This window comes from Cupriavidus sp. MPR-AND1C (genome assembly GCF_058809705.1).
In genome coordinates, this window is the sequence record NZ_JBXASU010000057.1 from 30784 (window position 1) to 48618 (window position 17835).

At 66.6% G+C, this 17835-nt stretch carries 16 protein-coding genes and 1 pseudogene; 4 read left to right on the forward strand and 13 right to left on the reverse strand.

Annotated features, from left to right (window positions below; all coding sequences use genetic code 11):
- Positions 1-46 precede the first annotated feature (46 nt).
- Together AC1RWI_RS25660 and AC1RWI_RS25665 are read right to left on the reverse strand one after the other, a co-directional pair.
- Positions 47-1345, reverse strand: a complete 1299-nt coding sequence (locus tag AC1RWI_RS25660; RefSeq protein ID WP_052495000.1) for an MFS transporter — start codon at positions 1343-1345, stop codon at positions 47-49.
- Between the two features lie 173 nt (positions 1346-1518).
- Entirely contained in the window at positions 1519-1674 is a 156-nt protein-coding gene (locus AC1RWI_RS25665; RefSeq protein ID WP_236702205.1) for a hypothetical protein, read from the reverse strand.
- Positions 1675-1992: 318 nt separating this feature from the next.
- Between AC1RWI_RS25665 and AC1RWI_RS25670 the strand changes: the two genes are divergently transcribed.
- On the forward strand, positions 1993-2739 hold the full coding sequence (locus tag AC1RWI_RS25670) for a hypothetical protein (protein WP_043354590.1): 747 nt from the start codon (positions 1993-1995) through the stop codon (positions 2737-2739).
- 424 nt (positions 2740-3163) lie between these two features.
- A complete protein-coding gene (locus AC1RWI_RS25675; RefSeq protein ID WP_492869607.1) occupies positions 3164-4351 on the forward strand; it encodes an OpgC domain-containing protein in 1188 nt (395 codons plus the stop codon).
- A 39-nt stretch (positions 4352-4390) separates the two neighbouring features.
- Here AC1RWI_RS25675 and AC1RWI_RS25680 read toward each other — a convergent pair whose 3' ends face one another.
- The 5 genes from AC1RWI_RS25680 to pdxA all read right to left on the reverse strand — a co-directional run bounded on the left by AC1RWI_RS25680 (position 4391) and on the right by pdxA (position 10851).
- Positions 4391-5380: a Bug family tripartite tricarboxylate transporter substrate binding protein gene (locus AC1RWI_RS25680; RefSeq protein ID WP_052495003.1), complete on the reverse strand. Its 990-nt coding sequence runs from the start codon at positions 5378-5380 to the stop codon at positions 4391-4393.
- A gap of 77 nt (positions 5381-5457) precedes the next feature.
- On the reverse strand, positions 5458-6489 hold the full coding sequence (locus AC1RWI_RS25685) for an aldo/keto reductase (RefSeq protein WP_492869610.1): 1032 nt from the start codon (positions 6487-6489) through the stop codon (positions 5458-5460).
- A 78-nt stretch (positions 6490-6567) separates the two neighbouring features.
- Positions 6568-7335: an HpcH/HpaI aldolase family protein gene (locus tag AC1RWI_RS25690; protein WP_492869612.1), complete on the reverse strand. Its 768-nt coding sequence runs from the start codon at positions 7333-7335 to the stop codon at positions 6568-6570.
- 76 nt (positions 7336-7411) lie between these two features.
- The gene (locus AC1RWI_RS25695; RefSeq protein WP_043354597.1) at positions 7412-8392 is read right to left on the reverse strand and encodes a Bug family tripartite tricarboxylate transporter substrate binding protein; all 981 of its coding nucleotides are present in this window, start codon (positions 8390-8392) and stop codon (positions 7412-7414) included.
- A gap of 29 nt (positions 8393-8421) precedes the next feature.
- Positions 8422-10851: a 4-hydroxythreonine-4-phosphate dehydrogenase PdxA gene (gene pdxA / locus AC1RWI_RS25700; protein WP_492869615.1), complete on the reverse strand. Its 2430-nt coding sequence runs from the start codon at positions 10849-10851 to the stop codon at positions 8422-8424.
- 340 nt (positions 10852-11191) lie between these two features.
- Here pdxA and AC1RWI_RS25705 point away from each other — a divergent pair, with 340 nt between their 5' ends.
- The gene (locus tag AC1RWI_RS25705) at positions 11192-11878 is read left to right on the forward strand and encodes a GntR family transcriptional regulator (protein WP_043358040.1); all 687 of its coding nucleotides are present in this window, start codon (positions 11192-11194) and stop codon (positions 11876-11878) included.
- Between the two features lie 617 nt (positions 11879-12495).
- On the opposite strand, the gene AC1RWI_RS25710 is transcribed toward AC1RWI_RS25705, so the two are convergent.
- Positions 12496-13713 carry an MFS transporter gene (locus AC1RWI_RS25710; RefSeq protein WP_492869617.1) on the reverse strand — a complete coding sequence of 406 codons (1218 nt, stop codon included), beginning with the start codon at positions 13711-13713 and terminating at the stop codon, positions 12496-12498.
- Positions 13714-13900: 187 nt separating this feature from the next.
- On the opposite strand from AC1RWI_RS25710, the gene AC1RWI_RS25715 reads away from it, so the two are divergent.
- Positions 13901-14818 (forward strand): LysR substrate-binding domain-containing protein, encoded by a 918-nt coding sequence (locus AC1RWI_RS25715; protein WP_492869619.1) that lies wholly within the window; start codon positions 13901-13903, stop codon positions 14816-14818.
- Positions 14819-14863: 45 nt separating this feature from the next.
- On the opposite strand, the gene AC1RWI_RS25720 is transcribed toward AC1RWI_RS25715, so the two are convergent.
- The 5 genes and pseudogenes from AC1RWI_RS25720 to AC1RWI_RS25740 all read right to left on the reverse strand — a co-directional run.
- Entirely contained in the window at positions 14864-16357 is a 1494-nt protein-coding gene (locus tag AC1RWI_RS25720; protein WP_492869621.1) for a gamma-glutamyltransferase family protein, read from the reverse strand.
- Between the two features lie 127 nt (positions 16358-16484).
- On the reverse strand, positions 16485-16832 hold the full coding sequence (locus AC1RWI_RS25725) for a 2Fe-2S iron-sulfur cluster-binding protein (RefSeq protein ID WP_082055123.1): 348 nt from the start codon (positions 16830-16832) through the stop codon (positions 16485-16487).
- A 59-nt stretch (positions 16833-16891) separates the two neighbouring features.
- Entirely contained in the window at positions 16892-17245 is a 354-nt protein-coding gene (locus AC1RWI_RS25730) for a hypothetical protein (RefSeq protein WP_043354603.1), read from the reverse strand.
- A gap of 29 nt (positions 17246-17274) precedes the next feature.
- Complete coding sequence (locus AC1RWI_RS25735; protein ID WP_043354604.1) at positions 17275-17643, reverse strand: 2Fe-2S iron-sulfur cluster-binding protein; 369 nt, start codon at positions 17641-17643, stop codon at positions 17275-17277.
- 101 nt (positions 17644-17744) lie between these two features.
- Positions 17745-17835 (reverse strand): annotated as a pseudogene (locus tag AC1RWI_RS25740) (TenA family transcriptional regulator); the annotation flags it as partial.

Below are 17835 nucleotides of genomic sequence, written 5' to 3' on the forward strand. Positions count from 1 at the left end.
TGTGATGCTGGCGGCGCCAAATGCGGAAAAAAGTTGACGATGGGCCTCAAAATTCCGGCGCCACGGGACGCGCCTTGCGATAAAGGATGAGGGTGGCCAGCAGCCCGCATGCCGCGGCAAAGCTCATCCAGTAGCCCGGCGCGGCCTTGTCGCCGGTCACCTCGATCAGGTAGGTCGAGACCGCCGGCGTAAAGCCGCCAAACACCGCCGTGGCAAGGCTGTAAGCCAGCGAGAAGCCGGCCACGCGCACCTCCACCGGCATCACCTCGGTCAGGGCCACCACCATGGCGCCGTTGTACATGCCAAAGAGGAAGGACAGCCACAGCAGCACGATCAGCATGCGCCCGAAGCTCGGCGCGCCCGCCAGCCACGACAACGCGGGATAGGCGGTGACCAGCGCGATGGCCGAAATGGCCAGCAGGATAGGGCGGCGGCCAATGCGGTCGGACAGGGCACCGCCGATGGGCAGCCAGATAAAGTTGGAAATGCCGACACAGAGCGTGACGCCAAGGCTGTCGGCCGTGCTGAGCTTGAGCACCGTCTTGCCGAACGTGGGCGTATAGACGGTGATCAGATAGAAGGTGGTGGTGGTCATCGCCACCAGCAGCATGCCGGCCAGCACCGTGCGCCAGTTGCCCAGCATGGAGTCGAATACCTCGCGCGTGCTCGGATGGTGGCGGCGGGTACGGAACGCCTCGGTTTCCTGCAGCGAGCGGCGCAGCACGAAGAGGAACGGCACGATCAGGCAGCCGATAAAGAACGGGATGCGCCAGCCCCACGCCCCCAGTTCGTCGGTCGTCAGCCAGTAGTTGAGCCCGAAGCCGAGCCCGGCTGCCACCACGATGGCGATCTGCTGGCTGGCCGACTGCCAGGCGGTATAGAAGCCCTTATGGCCCGGCGTGGCCATTTCGGCAAGGTAGACCGATACCCCGCCCAGCTCCGCGCCTGCGGAGAAGCCCTGCAGCAACCGGCCGATCAGCACCAGCACCGGCGCAAGCACACCGATGCTGGCATAGCCCGGCACCAGGGCGATCAGGATGGTCCCGCTGGCCATGAGCGACAGCGTCACGATCAGGCCCTTGCGGCGTCCCACCTCGTCGATGTAGGCGCCCAGCAAGATCGCGCCGAGCGGGCGCATCAGGAAGCCCGCGCCAAACACCGCAAAGGTCAGCATCAGCGAGGCGAACTCGCTGTTTGACGGAAAGAAGGTGTGGGCGATGTAGGTGGCGTAGAAGCCGAACAGGAAGAAATCGAACTGTTCGAGGAAATTCCCGCTGGTAACCCGCAGGACCGCGCCCAGCTTTGAGGATCCGGGCACTGCCGCGCCTGCCATGTCCGCTTGCATCGCCAGTCTCCTTCGCCGCGCCACCCCGGCTATCCGCCGCCTTTCGCGAAAGGTCGGCTAGCCTGCGCGGGCGCGCTTGCGCTGGTCAATATATGCCTTGCAAGCCGCCAGCGCCAGTCCCGCATGTGCGAGGGGGCGCGCCAGGCACACGCCCCCGGTGCCTCGCCCGATACTCAGGCGCCGCGAAACATGGCCGGGCGCTTCTCCACGAAAGCGCTGCTGCCTTCCCGCGCGTCTTGCGAGGCCGCGGCGATCATGAACTGCATCGCCTCCACCGCCAGCCTCTCATCGATGGGCAGATACCCGATACGCCGCTGCTGGTGTTCCATGGCCCCGGCGCCCGCTTTGACTGGATGTCATGGACGTAGTGGTATCAGCGCCTCGGGCCGGTGCGCTCGCGTGCGCGCGCAAGCCGTCAAGCCAGACGTCGGTGGGGTATTGGGCGGTGGGTTTCCCGCCGTTATCCAAGCGGGGCAACGGCGTGCTTATCGCCTTCCGGGGCCGGCGATGTGAACTTCCGAAAAACCCTCGGAAATGCGGGCGTGGCCGGCTTGCCGCCAGTGTTAATCGGACCGGCGGCGTGGCGTATCGGCTTGGCGTCTCGTCACCAACCTCGTAAGTAGCGGCTTAGATAAAACAGGAGAATCATGGGTCGAATCGGTCTTGCCGGGCTGTTCCTGGCGTTGTGTTCGTTGGCGGGTTGTGCGGTCGTGCAGAAGCCAATTCCTGCTTCCGCGAAGCTCTTTGATGATCGGACGAGCACGGTCGCGGTGGCAGTGCAAAAGCTGCCAGAGCCTAACCAGAACATGATTGGGGCGCAGGGGATCCTTGACTACGCCATCAACAAGGCCAATGCACAGGCAATCGTGGAGCGGTTGCAGCGGCAAGACTTCTCGTTGGTAAAGGGGCTGCCGCAGGAACTGGCCAAGGGGCTGGAGTCCCGCCAGGTCAAGGTCGTGCTGGTAGCGGATCCTGTGGATACGGAGATGTTGAAGAAGTTCACGGAAGGCTCCGGTGACGGTATTGCTGAGATGGACTACCGGCCTTTGGCCAAGCAGTATGGCGCGGATCGGTTGCTGCTGGTGGCGCCGCGCTGGCTGGGCACGTCGCGCAGCTACTATGGTTTTATGCCGCTGGGAGCGCCGCAGGGCTATGTATCGCTGGTGGGGCAGTTGATTGATCTGCATACCAATCGGCTGCAATGGTACGAGCCGGTGCAAGTCAACACGCCCGTGATCGGCGAATGGGATGACGCGCCGGAATATGTCAACCTGATGAAGTCGGTGGACGCGAGCACGCGGGCTGCGACCTCGAAACTGCGCGCGGCGTTATTTATGGAGCAGATGACAACGGCCACAAGCGGCGGTGTGTCTTCAGGTGCCACGGTGCAATAGGCATTGGCATTGCCATCCCTGCCGCGCGCGAGCGCCGCGGCAGGGTGCTGGTGCGCTGGCACCCATCATCGAACGTGAGCCAGGAGTTCGCTGACCGGGGCCGCAGCAAGGCCCGCTTGCTTTTTCTTTCCAATCCCTGGCGACCTCTTCCTAGGGTAATCCCCAATATGCCGTATCATCACGCCCGGGCGTCGCGCTGCCGGGCGTTTTGCCGTCATCGGGCCGCGCGTGCATCCCATCGCACTTTTTCGGGAAATCCGGGACAAAGCCAAGGTGCGCCGGCAGCTTGCCGGGCGCCAGATCGCCGCCCCGGGGTACTGATTTGATCATATTGAATAAACAGAGGCCGCAGATGAGTGGCCTTGGAGACATCCGGGTCGCTTTGTCGGGGCGGCCGGATTAGCAGGAATTGCAGGAGTTGCTTTTGTCTACAACCGAAACCCAGCGCAGAACCGAGGTTGACCTGATTCGCGGCATCGCGCTGATTTTCATCGTGGTTGACCATGTGAACGGCAGCGTGCTGGCCGATTACACCATCCGCAATTTCGCGTTCTTCGATGCGGCGGAGATCTTTGTCTTCCTGGCCGGTTATTCGGCAGGGGCGGCTTACGTCGCCATGGAGGCGCGGCATGGTGCCAGCGCTGCGCAGAATCGCCTGATCCGCCGTAGCTGGGAGATCTACAAGGCGTTCGTGCTGACCGGCGTGCTGATGCTGGTGTTCGGCCTGTTGCTGGCGCTGGCCAAGGTGCCGGCGCCCGCGATCCGGTCCACGGAGGCGCCGGTCTTCATGGCGCATCCGTTCAGCACGCTGATCGAGGTGTTCAGCGTGGCGCGGCAGCCCTTTGTGTCGGACGTGCTGCCGATGTACGCGGTCTTCATTTTGTTTGCGCCGCTGGCGATCCGCATGGCGCGCGCGACGCCGCTGACGTTTGTCGGCGCCAGCGGGTTGCTGTGGCTGATGGCGCCGATGCTCACGCCGCTGCTGCCTAGCAGCGATGGCAATGGCTGGAGCTTCAACCCCTTTGCGTGGCAACTGCTGTTTGGGCTGGGCCTGATGGCGCGCCTGCGCCCCGATGTGATCCTGCCGCGCCAGGCACTGGTGCGCTGGGTGGTGACAGTGCTTGCCGTGGCGGTAACGCTGGCCGGCGTGCTGCTGGCTTACCTGTGGATGCGTCCACATGTGTACGAGCCATGGCTGCCCGCCTGGCTGCCGGCCATGGTCTTCCCACTGCCCAAGAAGAGCCTGGCGGCGCTGCGCATCGTGAGCTTCCTCGGGCTGGCCTGGCTGTGCTATCTGGCTGTCCGCGCGGGCTGGGTAGCGCGGCTGGCGTCGGTGATGGGGCCGGTGGTGCAGATCGGCCGCCATAGCTTGTTCTGTTTTGTCTTTGGCGCCGTGGTGTCGGTGGTGATCGAGGGCTTCACCTATGGCATTGCCGGCGGCCGGCCGCCGCGGCCGATCGCGCTAGGCGGCGATATCGTGGCCGTGGCGCTGTTGCTGGTGATTGGTGGCTGGTATGGGCGGCGCAAGGAGGGGCGCAAGGACGCGCGCAGGGAAGAGCGCAGGGAAGAGCGAAGGGAAGGAAGAAAGGAAGTGCGGAAGGCTGCTGCTTAGGCAGCCTTCGCGGGTTTGTGCTTGTGTGCGACTACGCCGTCATTCCTTGATATCCGCCTGGCGGATGACCTGCTTGTACTTATCCAGCTCCGCGCGGATAAATGTGCCGAACTCCTGCGGGGTACTGACGATGGAATCCACCCCGAGCGTCTTCAGCCGGCTTGTCACCTCCGGCTGTACCATGGCCTTCTGCAACGCGGCGTAGAGCTTGTCGATCACCGGCTTGGGCGTCTTTGCGGGCGCCAGGATGCCGTACCAGCCTGAGGTCTGGAACTTGGGAAACCCTTGTTCGGCAAAGGTGGGTACATCCGGCAGGTCCGGCTGGCGCGTTGCGCGGGCAATGGCGATGGCGCGCAAGTTGCCGCTGCGCACGTGGGGCATGGCGGATGCCGCGGTATCGAAGATCATGTCGATCCGTCCCGCGATCACATCAGGCAGCAGCCCCGATCCTCCCTTGTAGGGCACGTGCAGCAGGTCGATCCCGGCCTGGCTGCGAAAGATCTCGCCGGACAGGTGCGGTGGCGTGCCGCTGCCGGCGGAGCCGTAAGTCAGCTTGCCGGGGCTGGCCTTGGCGGCCACCAGCACGTCCTTCACGGTCTTGTAGGGCGTATGCGTGTTGACCACCAGCAGCGTCGGCGCCGAGGCCAGCAGCGACACCGGCTCGAAGTCCTTGACCGGGTCGTAGGGCACCCGCGCATACAGGTTGGGGCTGATGGCGTGCGAGGCAATCGAGCCCAGGAACAGCGTGTAGCCATCCGGCGCGGCATGGGCCGCGGCTTCCGCTCCGATCATGGTGCCGGCGCCAGGGCGGTTGTCGATGATCACCTGCTGGCCGAGCGCGTCGGACAGTTTTTGGGCGATCGGGCGCGCCACGTTGTCGTTGCCGCCGCCGGGCGGGAAGGGCACGATCAGCTTGATCGGGCGGTTGGGGTAGTCATCGGCGCGCGCGGCAGCCGGTACCAGAGCGAGGGCGGTGACGGCCATGGCCAGCGCGGCTGCCGCCAATGCGGGAAATCGTTTTGCAGTCATCTTGTCTCCTCCCCCGTTGCCAGGGTGGGTTAAGTCTGTCTTCATGCGTTTTTTGCTTTAGCCAGCGCCCAACGGGATCAGCCTTCCGAGACCGCCACCGGCCGCCCCGTGAGCGGATAGCTGGGGTCGCTGTAGCCCGGCGTGGACGCGTGGCCGGGGCGCACCAGGGCGTCGACCATGGCTTCCTCTTGCGGTGAGATCGCCACGCCCACGGCGCCGAAGTAGTCCTCGAACTGGGCCAGCGTGCGCGGCCCGGCGATCACCGAGCTGATGATGGGGTTGGCGAGCACCCAGGCGGTGGCGAACTGGCCCAGCTTGAGGCCGCGCGCCTGCGCATGCTGCTTCAGCGCCTGTGCAATCACCAGCGACTCCTCGCGGAACTCGGTCTCCATCATGCGGCGGTCCGCCCGGCCGGCGCGCGAGTCCTGCGGCGGTTGCTGGCCGGGCAGGTACTTGCCCGTCAGCACGCCACGCGCGATCGGGCTGTAGGACACCACGCCCAGCCCGAAATGCTCGCAGGCCGGCAGGATCTCCACTTCGGGCATGCGGTTGAGCAGGTTGTAGTAGGGCTGGCAGACCGCGGGGCGGGGCACGTTGAGCATGTCGCACAGGCGCGCGATCTCAGCGATGCGCCAGCCGCGGAAGTTCGACACGCCCCAGTAGCGGATCTTGCCGGCGCGGATCAGGTCGCCCATGGCGCGCACGGCTTCTTCGAGGTTCTCGCCAGCGTAGTCGCGGTGCAGGTAGAGGATGTCGAGATAGTCCGTGGCCAGGCGGCGCAGGCTGTCTTCCACGGCGCGCATGATCCAGACGCGCGAGTAGTGCGCGTGGTTGGGGGCGGCCTGCATCGGGTTGCCCAGCTTGCTGGCCAGGACCCAGTCCTGGCGATCGCCCGCCAGCAGCTTGCCCACCATCGTTTCCGACCCGCCCAGGCTGTACATGTCGGCGGTATCGATGAAATTGACGCCGTGCGCGCGGGCGCTGTCGACGATGCGCCCGGCCTCGGCCTCGTCGGTCTGGTCGCCAAACATCATGGTGCCCAGGCACAGGGCGGACACCTGCAGGTTGCTGGCGCCCAGGCGCCGGTATTGCATCTTGAAGTCAGACATCTCGAATCTTCCAGGAGAGAAATAAATGCGGTGCGGGCCTGTGGTGGCCTGTGGTGGCCGGATGTGGCTTATTGCGGCTTATTGCGCCTGCTTGAAGCGCGCCGCCAGCGCATCGGTGGCCAGGCGCAGCAGGGTCATGTCGGTGCCCACCGCGACAAAGCGCGCGCCCATGTCGATGTACTGCTGGCCCTGCGCTTCGGTGGTGAGAATGCCAGCGGCCTTGCCGTTGGCGCGGATGCGGCGGATCGCGGCGGCAATCGTTTCCTGCACCTCGGGATGCTGGATGTCACCGAGGTGGTTCATGTCGGCGGAGAGATCGCTCGGGCCGATGAACACGCCGTCCACGCCGTCCAGCGCGCAGATCGCGTCAACGTTGCGGATCGCTTCCATCGATTCGAGCTGCACCAGCACGCAGGTCTGCTCCTGCACGTTATGCAGGAAATCCTTGATGCGGCCGAAGCCGCCGGCGCGCGTGCCGCTGGCCACGCCGCGCATGCCGCCTTTGGGAAAGCGGCTCCATGCCACGGCATTGGCGGCTTCCTCGGCGTTTTGCACGTAGGGCAGCAGCAGCGATTGCGCGCCGATATCCAGGCAGCGCTTGATCCACAGCATGTCGTTCCAGGGCGGGCGCACCACGGGATGGCTCCTGGCGCCTTCGGTGGCCATCAATTGCGTATGCAGGGTGGAGATGTCGTTGGGAGCATGCTCCATGTCGAGCAGGAGCCAGTCGAACTGCGAGCGTGCCACCAGTTCCACCACCTGGTAGGAAGACAGCGAGCACCACAGGCCAATCTGCGGCTGGTCGGCGAGGATGGCTTGCTTGAAGGCGTTGACGGGAAGTTGCATGGAAAGTCTCCGGGGGTTCGGTGGTTGAAGGTGCGGCCATGTACTGGCGTGCGAATGCGCGGATGCGCGGATGCGTTCACATGTCCAGCTTCAGGCCGCTCTCGCGGATCAGGTCGGCCCAGCGTGTTTTCTCTTCGCGGACAAACGCCTGCGTGGCTTCGGGCGTATTGCCGACCGGCTCCGCGCCGAGCTGCGCCAGGCGCTGGCGGATCTCGGGTTGCTGCAGGATGCGTACCACATCGGCGTTGATCTTGCGGATCACCTCGGGCGGGGTGCCAGCGGGCGCGAGCATGCCCTGCCAGCCGCCGGCGGTAAATCCCGGCACGGCCTCCGCCACCGTCGGCACGTTGGGCCACTCGGGATGACGCTCGCGGCTGGTGAAGGCCAGCACGCGCAGCTTGCCGCCGCGCACGTAGGAGGCGCTGGCCACCATGCTGTTGAACATCAGGTCGGCCTGCCCGCCCATCACGTCCAGATTCGCTTGCGCGCCGCCCTTGTTGGGCAGGTAGAGCCAGTCGATGCCGAGCTTGCGGGCGAGCTGCAGGCCGGCCAGGTGCGGGCCGCTGCCGATGCCGGTGGTGGCCCAGTTGAGCTTGCCAGGATGCGCGCGGGCGTAGTCCACCAGTTCCTTGAGCGAGTTCGCCTTGGTCTGCGGCGAGACCAGCAGCATGTAGGGCGAGTAGGTCAATGTGACCACCGCGCTGAAATCCTTGATCACGTCGTACGGCAGGTTCTTGTAGGCCACCGGCGCGATCACGAAGTTGGACAGGTCGCCCAGCAGCAGCGTGTAGCCATCGGGCGCGCTCTTGGCGACGTTGTCCGTGCCGATATTGCCGCCGGCGCCGGTGCGGTTCTCTACCACCACGGGCTGTTTCCATGCTTCCTGCAGCTTGCTGCCGAGCAGGCGGGCCAGCACGTCGGAGGCACCGCCCGGTGCATAGGGCACCACGACGCGCACCGGGCGCTGCGGCCAGGGCGCGGGGCCATCGGCGCGGGCTGGCAGCGCCAGCGCAGTGAGCGATGCGGCCGCTAGCAGGGTGATCCATTTGCGCAGCATGGTTGTCTCCTTTGTTGTTCTGGTTTTTTTCAGGCTGTTTGCCGCGGCTTTGGCGCCATCACGATCGCCTGCAGCATGGCTTCGGTCATGCTGCGCGGATCGGCCACGCCCTTGCCGGCAATGTCGAACGCGGTGCCGTGGTCCACCGAGGTGCGCACCGCCGGCAGGCCGATGGTGACGTTGACGCCGGCTTCCAGCCCCAGCACCTTGACCGGCCCGTGGCCCTGGTCGTGATACATCGCCACTACCAGGTCGAAGTCGCCGCGGGTGGCGCGGTAGAAGAGCGTGTCTGCCGGCAGCGGGCCATCCACCAGCCAGCCGCGGGCACGGCAGGCCGCCACGGCGGGGGCGATTTTCCCGGCTTCCTCGCCGCGCCCGAACAAGCCGTTCTCGCCGGCGTGCGGGTTGATGCCGCACACGGCCACGCGCGGCTGGGCGATGCCGCTCTTTTGCAAGGCCTGCACGCCGCGCGCGATGGTGCGCTCGACCAGGCCGGCATTGATCTTCTCCACCGCATCCAGGATGCCGATGTGCGTGGTGACATGGATCACACGCAGGTTCGGCGCCAGCAGCATCATCGAGACCTCTTCGGTGCCCGTGAGCGCGGCCAGCATCTCCGTGTGGCCGGGGTAGCGGTGGCCGCCCAGGTGCAGGGCCTCCTTGTTGAGCGGCGCGGTACAGATCGCATCGACCTTGCCAGCCTGCACGAACTCGACGGCGCGCGCGATATAGCGGTAAGCGGCATCGCCGCAGATGGCCGAGACCTTGCCATAAGGCGTGTCGGCGGGGATCAGCGCCAGGTCGACGCAGCCGAGGGTGCCGGGCTCGAACGTGGCTTCGTCGGGGTCTCTCACCCGCGCGATGCGCAGCGCGGTGCCGGTGCGGCGGCAGGCGTCTTCCAGGCGCGCGGCGTCGCCCACCACGAAAGGCCGGCATTGCGCATAGAGCGTGCCGTCGGCCAGGCATTTGACGATGATCTCGGGGCCGACGCCGGCGGCGTCGCCCATGGTGATGGCAATTCTCGGTCGATACATGGAGGGCTCGCTGGGGCGGGTGTTGGCAGGGCTGGCCTGCTCCGGATACGTGGGGCTGGCGCGCATGGCGTCGGCAGGAGACGCCGGCGCGGCGGTCTGGCGCAGATGCGCCATGCAGGCCAGCAGCGTGTCGCGCTGGCCAAAGGCGCCGGCCTTGATGCAGACCGGCACCGTGTTGTTGTCGTGATCGAGGCCCGCCGCGCCTGCCGTGCCCGTTGCGTCGTGCAGCGGCGCGCGGGCGCTGGTCACGCCGGGCACCAGCGCGCGCACGTTGGTGAGCTGGCTCACGCCCAGCATCTCTAGCACGGCGCGCGCGCTCTCCCCGCCAGACAGCACCAGCCCCGCCGCCACCTGCGCCATCGGGGCGGCAAAGCGGGCCAGCGCGGCGCACAAGGTGCTGCCGTCCAAGGCCGGGTCGGCCGGGCCTTCGACGTGGATCACCACGTCGCGGCCCAGCGCCAGCGCGTTAGCGGCGCGCTGGCGCTGGGCGAGCCAGGCGGTGGATGCCGCGCCGTCAACCAGCAGGCGCGGCGAGCAGGGCACCGGCACGCAGGTGGCGCACAGCGCCTGGACCTGTTCGGCGGCAAGCGCCGACATGCTGCCGATGACAGCGAGCCGGCCAGTGGCTGCCGGCGCCGTCGCGCCGGCCACGCGTGTGCTGTCGGGCTTTGTTTCCGCGGGCGGCATCGCCACATGCGCGGCCAGTTGCCGCGCGAGCCCGGCGGAGCCCGCGGCCAGCACTGGCCCGGGCCGGGACGCGATCAGCGTGGCCAGCAACGCGAGATCGTCGTCGGTTTGCGCATCGCACACGAGTGCGTCGCATGCGTGATCCAGGCCAAGCGGTGCGGCGCCGGCGTTGCCCAGTGCCCGCAAAGCCGACAGCGTCAGCACGCTGACCCGCAGGCCGGCCGTGCGGAGCAGCGTCGGCAGGTGATCGCTGGCGAGGCCCAGCGTGGACCACAGCCTGGTGCCTGATAGCGGCTTGCCATCCAGGTAAGCCTGGCCCTCGCGCAGCGTGCGGCCCTGTGCCGGAAACGCCGGGCAGACCCAGATCGGGCCAGCGGCCCCAACGGCGTTGCGCGCCGCTAGCAGCTCGGCGCCGATATGGCCGCGCAGCGTGGAATCGAGCTTGTGGAAATGCAGGCAGTCCAATGCCGATGCGTTATCCAGCGCGCGCGGGCCGAAGCCATCGGCAAAGGCCTGGGCGAACACCTGCGCGGCCTCGGCGGCGGGGCGTGCCCGCGAGTGGGCATCGAGCGCCAGGATCCGCCCGTCCCATGCCGCGCAAGCTGCACCGGTAGCCGCACCTTGCGCGCGCATCCGCACTTCGCCGCTGCCATTGCCGGCGAACGCCGCCACGCTGTCGCACGCGCCGGAAAGATCGTCGGCAACGATGCGCACGGCGGCGAACCTTGGTGGGGGCACGGCTGTTGGCATGGGTCTGAGCGTGATGAATCAAGGGGAAGGCATGGGGGATGGCGTCACCTGCGCCCCTGCCTGTCTCGCTTGCTAGTCTTCCGTATCCCTGCTGAATATGGTTTTTGATGCACTTTTATTGCTGTTTCAGTGCGGCAGATCTCAGCGTGCGGTCGATATTACACGCCGAATCAAAAAAATGCATGCAATTATTTTGTTTGGCATTCAATTTTCGAAAAATGCGCAGCCATCGGCCTTTGCTGCATAATGCTTTCGCCAGCCCGGCCCAACCGCCCGCAAAGGGCAGCGATGCCGGGCCTTTTTCCCACCAGAAATGTCGATTGCAGAGATGTCACAGGAATTGCCCGCGCTCCCGCAGGACCAGGACGACCAGCCGCTTTCGCAGCGGGTCTACCAGGCCATGTTGTCGGCCATCATCAGCGGGCAGCTAAAGCCGGGGGAGGTGGTCAACGAAATCCGGCTCGCGCAGGAGCTTGGCGTCAGCCGCACGCCGGTGCACACGGCGATTCGCGAACTGGTCAAGGATGGGCTCATCACCCAGGAGGCGAACCGGCGCCCGGTGGTGGCGCGCTTCTCGCGCGAAGATATCCGCGAGGTGTTCGATATGCGCAAGCTGTTGGAGAGCGAGGCGGCTCGCATCGCCGCCGCGCAGCTGGACCGCGTCACGCTCAAGGCGCTGTCCGACGCGGCCGACGCCATGGATGCCGGCGCCGCCGCCAGCGTTGACGATACCGAGGCACTGGTGCGCTGGGCCGATTTCGACGACAACTTCCACCTGGCCATCGCGGACGCCTGCGGCAGCAAGCGCCTGCGCGAGGACATCCTGCGCTACCGCCTGCTGCACCACGGCCTCAACCAGCTGCGCATGCGTGCGGAGCTGATTCCGCAGGCACTGGCCGAGCACCGCAAGATCCTCGACGCACTGGCCGCGCGCGATGGCGACGCCGCCAGCCGCGCCATGCAGGAGCACCTGCATGAGTGGCAGGCGTACTACATGCAGCGGTTTCCGCTGTAGGGCTTGGGCAATGCCGGCAACGCTTGCCCGGCCGATACTTGGATACTTGTCGAGAACCCTAGCCTCGTTCGAGGCTATTGAGAGTCGTCAAGATGCGCATATGCCAACCTTGCCCGTGAGCGCGGATCGCGTGTCGCGCTTGAATGATGCGCGCTGCCATCCTCTAGCCACCTTCTGCCGCATCGCGAAGGCCCGCTGTGCCGCCGGCCGCGTCACGCAGCGCTGATGCCACTCCCCCCACGCAGGTGAAGCCCGCGCGTCCAGATCCGCCAGCCGGTGCGTCTTCGACCAGCGCCGGGTTGCGCTGCGGTTGCAGCAGCAGGCGGGTTTGCTGCGCCGATTACTTGGTGTGCTGGACATGTGCATCCTGCGTCCGCTTGCCGTTTCACAGACCGGTGTGGCGCGAGCTTGTGCTCCAGACAGAGCCAAAATGCCTACGCCCGTTACCATCTTCATGCCTCGATCATTGGGGCTTTGCCGCTATGCGGCACTTCGTCCGCTCCGGTACCCATCGCGTGCGGCCGGATCGCGCCAAGCCTCGTCCGCCTCGCCAGAAGCCCCATCGACATGCCGCCTATTGCCGCTTATAAGGCCTGTTGACGCTTGATTGTTGATGCTTATCTTGCGTGGATTGGGCCCGAACGTAGCCGGAGCAGTGCCAGCAGGGCCACCATCGACAGCGCGCCGGACAAGCAGAGGGCGGCGCCCGGTCCATATTGCGTAAGGACGAGGGCAAAAGCGATGGGCGCGAACGCCTGCGCCGTCCTGCCAAACACGGCAAGCCTTCCCGTCACCGCGCCGTATCCGCTTGCCCCGAACAGTGCCAATGGCAGGACGCCGCGCGCGACCGAGATCATGCCGTTGCCCGCGCCATGCAGCACGGAAAAGAGCGGTCCCGATCCCGACGCCATGCCAAAGAGGCCGAGAGAAACGCAAGCCACCGGATGCAGTGCCGTGGCAAGACGGGCGGTCGTGAGCGGGTGGATCTTCAGGCGCTGGGTGAGCCCGAACTCCACCAGCCGGGCGACGACCTGCGCGGGGCCGAGCAGGACGCCGGCAAACACCGCCTGCCCGAATGTCGCCCCCTTGGCGAGCAGCAGTGCCGGCAGGTGCACGGCCATCGCCGACGTCACGAATGCGGTTGCGCCGGAAAAGATGCAAAGCAGGCCGAGTTCACGCGCGCGGCTGCCCGGCGGCATCGCCGCGTTCGCGCTCGCACTCGGGTGCGCGGCGGGCTTGATCGGCGGCTCGGCGCGCCCAGGCGGGACGAGCCGCCAATACACCGGCGCGGCAATCAGCAGATGGGCCACGGCCCACGCCTGGCAGCAGGACCGCCAGCCCCAGTGCTCGATCACCCACGTCGAAGCCGGCCACCCGACGGTGCTGGCGAAGCCGCCGACCAGGCTCACGCCGACGATCAGGCGGCTGGCGGCCTTCGCGTGTTGCGCAACCAGCGCCGCGAAGATGGCGTCGTAGAGGCCCATCGCCATGCCCAGTCCCATCACGCACCAGGCGGCATACAGCGCGATGCCGCCGCTGGCCTGCGACAGCAACAGCAGGCCAGCGGCGAGCACGAAATTCGACGATAGCAAGACCCGCCTGCCGCCGTTGCGGTCGATGTACCGTCCGATCGCCGGGCCCGCGCATGCCATCGTTACCAGTGCGAGAGAGAAGGCGCCGAAGAACATTCCCGGCGACAAACCGAGGTCCTTGCTGGCTGGCGCGGCGATCACTGCGGGGAGATAGGTCGAGGAGCCCCAGCCGACGATCTGTGCGGCGCCCAATGCCAGCACGCGCGCCACATTGTTCTCGCCTCTGGCACCGGTCTGCTCCATCTGAAGCGGCGCACTCACCAGCGGCTTAAGCCGGCTGCGGCTTTGCTATTAGAAAATACGTTGAGGGTGGGCATTTGAGTATCGGCGGGTGCCACTGTGAGAAACAGAGGATTCGAGGCAGAATACGGCTCCGCCCGAGCCGGGGAAAGCGATATTTCCTGGCATCTCCGTTAGAAAAAGTGACAACATGCCGGCACAACTCCCGCCCTTGAAAGCGCTGAAGGTCTTTGAAGCCGCGGCCCGCGCCAGGAGCCTGACGCTGGCCGCGGCAGAGCTGCACATCACGCATAGCGCGGTCAGCCAGCAGATTCGGCTGCTGGAAAGCCATTTTGGCCGTCCCTTGTTCGTGCGCAGTGCGCGCGGTGTCGAGCCAACCGAGGCTGCGCTGCTGTTCTACGCCGAGGTCAAGGCAAGCCTGGACCGCATCGCGCTTGCGGCCGAGCGGTTCACGCGTACCGGCGAACAGCGCATCGTGCGCGTTAACACCACGCCGTCCATTGCCATGCGGTGGCTGATCCCGCGCCTGTCCTCATTCCAGATCGAAAACCCGCGCATGGAAATCCGCGTGACCACTTCCGCCAGCGACGGCATCGATGACCTGAGGGAGCCGTTCGACGTGATCATCCGGCGCGCACCGATGTCGCGCGCCGGCCATGAATGCATCCGCTTTCTCGATGATGTATCGGCCCCGCTCGCCTCGCCGCGCTACCTGGCGCAGCATCCGCTGGCGGCGCCCGAGGATTGCCTGCATGCCTCGCTGCTGCACCTGAGCAGCCGGCGCGACGCATGGGCACGCTGGCTCGCGGCGGCAGGCGTGGTACCGCCACCGCCGCCGGGCGAGCACTTCTACCAGCATTTCTTTCTCAGCCTGCAGGCCGCCACCGCCGATCTCGGGATCGCAATCGGCTCGCTGGCACTCGTGGACGAAGACCTCGCCACGGGCCGCTTGTGCCAGTTGTTCCCGGACGTGGTGTTGCGCGACCAGGGCTTCCATATGCTGCTTCGCGCGGACCGCGAAGCGGCAAGCGCGCTGAGTGTATTTAGCGGATGGCTGGCCCGGGAGGGTGTGCGCGCGTCCTCTGGCCTGCGGGCGCGGATCGCGTGATGAACCGAACCCGTCCGTCTTCCTGCATGCCATGAATAGCAGGGCCTACTCCCCCAGCGCGATGCCATCCTTGCGTTTGTCCGATGCGCCGAGCAGGCCGCCGCACGCACTGCGCATGACGATCTGGGCGCCGCCGAAATCGCTGCGCCCGCCCAGTTCGCCAAGGCCGGCGGGATCGCTGTAGCCAGCATCGCGCAGGGCTTGCACGATGGCCGGCGGCATGCCGGCTTCGATGGCCAGGGTGGTGTCGGATTCCAGCCGCCAGCGCGGGGCATCCAGCGCGGCTTGCAGGGGTTGCTGCCAGGCCGCCAGCCTCACCAGCAACTGCAACTGGCCTTGCGGCTGCATCAGCCCGCCCACCACGCCGAAGCCCGCGTGGAAGCGCCCGCCGCGCAGGGCCGCGCCAGGCACCACGGTGTGATACGGGCGCTTGGCCGGAGCGGGGCTGTTGATATGGCCCGGCCCGGCAAAGCCGAAGCCGCGGTTCTGCAGCACAAAGCCGCAGCCGGGCACGGCGATGCCCGAGCCGAAGCGCTTGAAGATGCTGGTCATCAGCGTAACCGCCAGGCCGTCGCGGTCCACCACCACGGTGCATACCGTGTTGCCGGCCGGGTCTGCCACGGTTTCCTTGGCGTACCGCATGGCGCGGCCCATGGCCTGCACCGTGCGCAGCACGGCTGCGGGATCGTCCTCGGCCAGCATGGCAGGATCGAGTTCGCCGAGTTCGTCCAGCGCGTGCAGGATGGCCACGCCGTGTGTATTGGGCGGGCATTCCAGCACCGTCAGTCCGCGGAAATCCGTGGACACGGGCGTGCAGAAATCGCCCCTGTGGGCGGCGAAGTCGGCGGCAGCCAGCGCGCCGCCGGCGATGCGGCTCGCCATTTCGGCGGCATGGGCGGGCTGGCCGAGATAGTAGGCATCGGCACCCTCGGCGGCAATGGCGGACAGCGTGGCGGCCAGCTCCGGATTGCTGAAGGTCTCGCCGGCCGCAGGCGGGCGGCCGGCGCGATAGAGCGCGGCGCAGACCGGGTCATGGTGCAGCACGCGGTCGAACAGCGCCCATTCCCGCGCGGCTACCGGTGCCACCGCAAAGCCGTCGCGCGCTAGCGCAATGGCGGGCGTGAACAGCCGTTTCCATTCCAGCCGGCCGTAGCGGCGGTGCAGGTCCTCCCAGCCGCGCACCGCGCCGGGCGTGGTCAGCGATAGGGCGTGGCGCTCGGGGATGCGCTGCCCGGGCAGGGCCGCTAGCGCATGCATGGGGAACGCGGCCGGCGCGCGCCCGGTGCCGTTGTAGCTGACCGCGTGGCCGTCGGGCTCGACGATCATGGCCAGCATGTCGCCGCCAATGCCTGTTGCCATCGGCTCCACCACGCCCAGGATGGCATCGGCCGCGAGCGCCGCGTCAATGGCGCTGCCGCCTTCACGCAGCACCTGCAGCGCGGCCTCGGCAGCAAGCGGGTGGCCGGTGGCGACCATGCAGTGCGGCGCGCGCACGCCCTCGGTGGTGTTGGCACGGCTAGCGCAAGCTGTGGTTGTCATGCGTGGCGCTCCAGGAGAGTCGGATCAATCGGGTTTGACACAATGGCGTGCGTGAGCGGCAACGCAGCGCCGCAAGACCGCCGCGCACGCTGCCGGTCCGCGCCGAATCAGGCGTGGCGCCGCGAACCTATTCGACCACCGTCCCGGCCACCGTCCCGGTGACCGCAGCGGCAGCCTTGGCCGGGCTCGCCTGGGCTTCCCAGGACACGGCGATGTCGCCGGTGACGAAGGTCTGGCAGGCCATGCGGTAGCCCTCGCCGAATTGCGCCTCCGACAGGTGCTTGCGCTCTTTTGGCTTGATGGCGTCGGTGAACTCGAGCCCGCGCTCGATCTTGCACTTGCAGGTGCCGCACAGGCCGCCGCCGCACTTGAAGGGGATGCCGCCTTTCTCGCGCAGGGAAACGCGCAGTAGGTTGCTGTTCTCGGGGGCGCTGACGACCTTGCCGTCGTTGCTGACAAAGGTGATTTCAATCATGGAAACGGTCCGATGGCATGAGGGGCTGCCCGGCGCTGTGCCGGTCATACTCGGTGGATTCAGTCGTTCGCTCGCCAGTCACGCGCATGGACATCGCGCTTGGCCAGCGTGATGTCCATGCTGCCGAAGGTGGCCAGGCGCGTGAGCGCGTCGCGTGCGCCCTGCAGCGTGTCGAACTGCTCGAGAAACTTGGAGGGCACGTAGTTGATGGTGGGGGCCGGGCGGCTCGCGGCATCGACGTCTTCGCCGAACTCCTCCACAACCTTCACCTTCACCGGGTGCGCTATTTCGGCGATGACGAAGTGCGCCGTCCTGCGGCCGTAGAAGAGATAGTCGTAAGCCTCGACGGCCACCAGCCCCTCTACCAGTTCGGTGCGAAACTGCCCCGGCTTGCTGCTGAGTATTACGTACATGACTGCGTTGCCTGGTGGATGCTGGTGAATTACTGCGCGTTGCCCGGGACGCTCGCTTGCAGGACATTGGCCCCGCCGCTGGCGGTGGCTGTGCCTTGCACTGGCAGTTCGTCCTGGATCAGCTCGATGTCATGCTCCAGCCAGATCTGGCAGGTCAGGCGATACCCTTGCTCCAGCCGTTCTCCGAGCTGCTTCTTTTCCTTCCAGTTCGGCGGCGGCAGGTGCTCGGCGCCGGCGATCACGCGGCACGCGCATTTGGAGCACTTGCCCATGCCGCACTCGTAGCGCAGGTTCGGATACGGAAACTGCTTGATCCCGGCGCGCACCACCAGGTTGGTGCTGGGCTTGACCTCGTCCTCGAAGGTCTGGCCGTTCTTGTGAAATACGACTTTTGGCATACAACGTTTCCGCAAGCGGTCTGGTCTGTCAGGGGCGGCTGGGCGGATGCGCACCGGCCGCGCTTCATCGCACGATCTCATCGCGCGATCTGGCGGCTGCTTCAGGCAGCCATGTCGAGTTCAGGCAGGGGGATTTCGTGGGCGACGTAGTCGTGATAGAGGGCGGTGGTGTAGAGCAGGCGCATCTGGGCG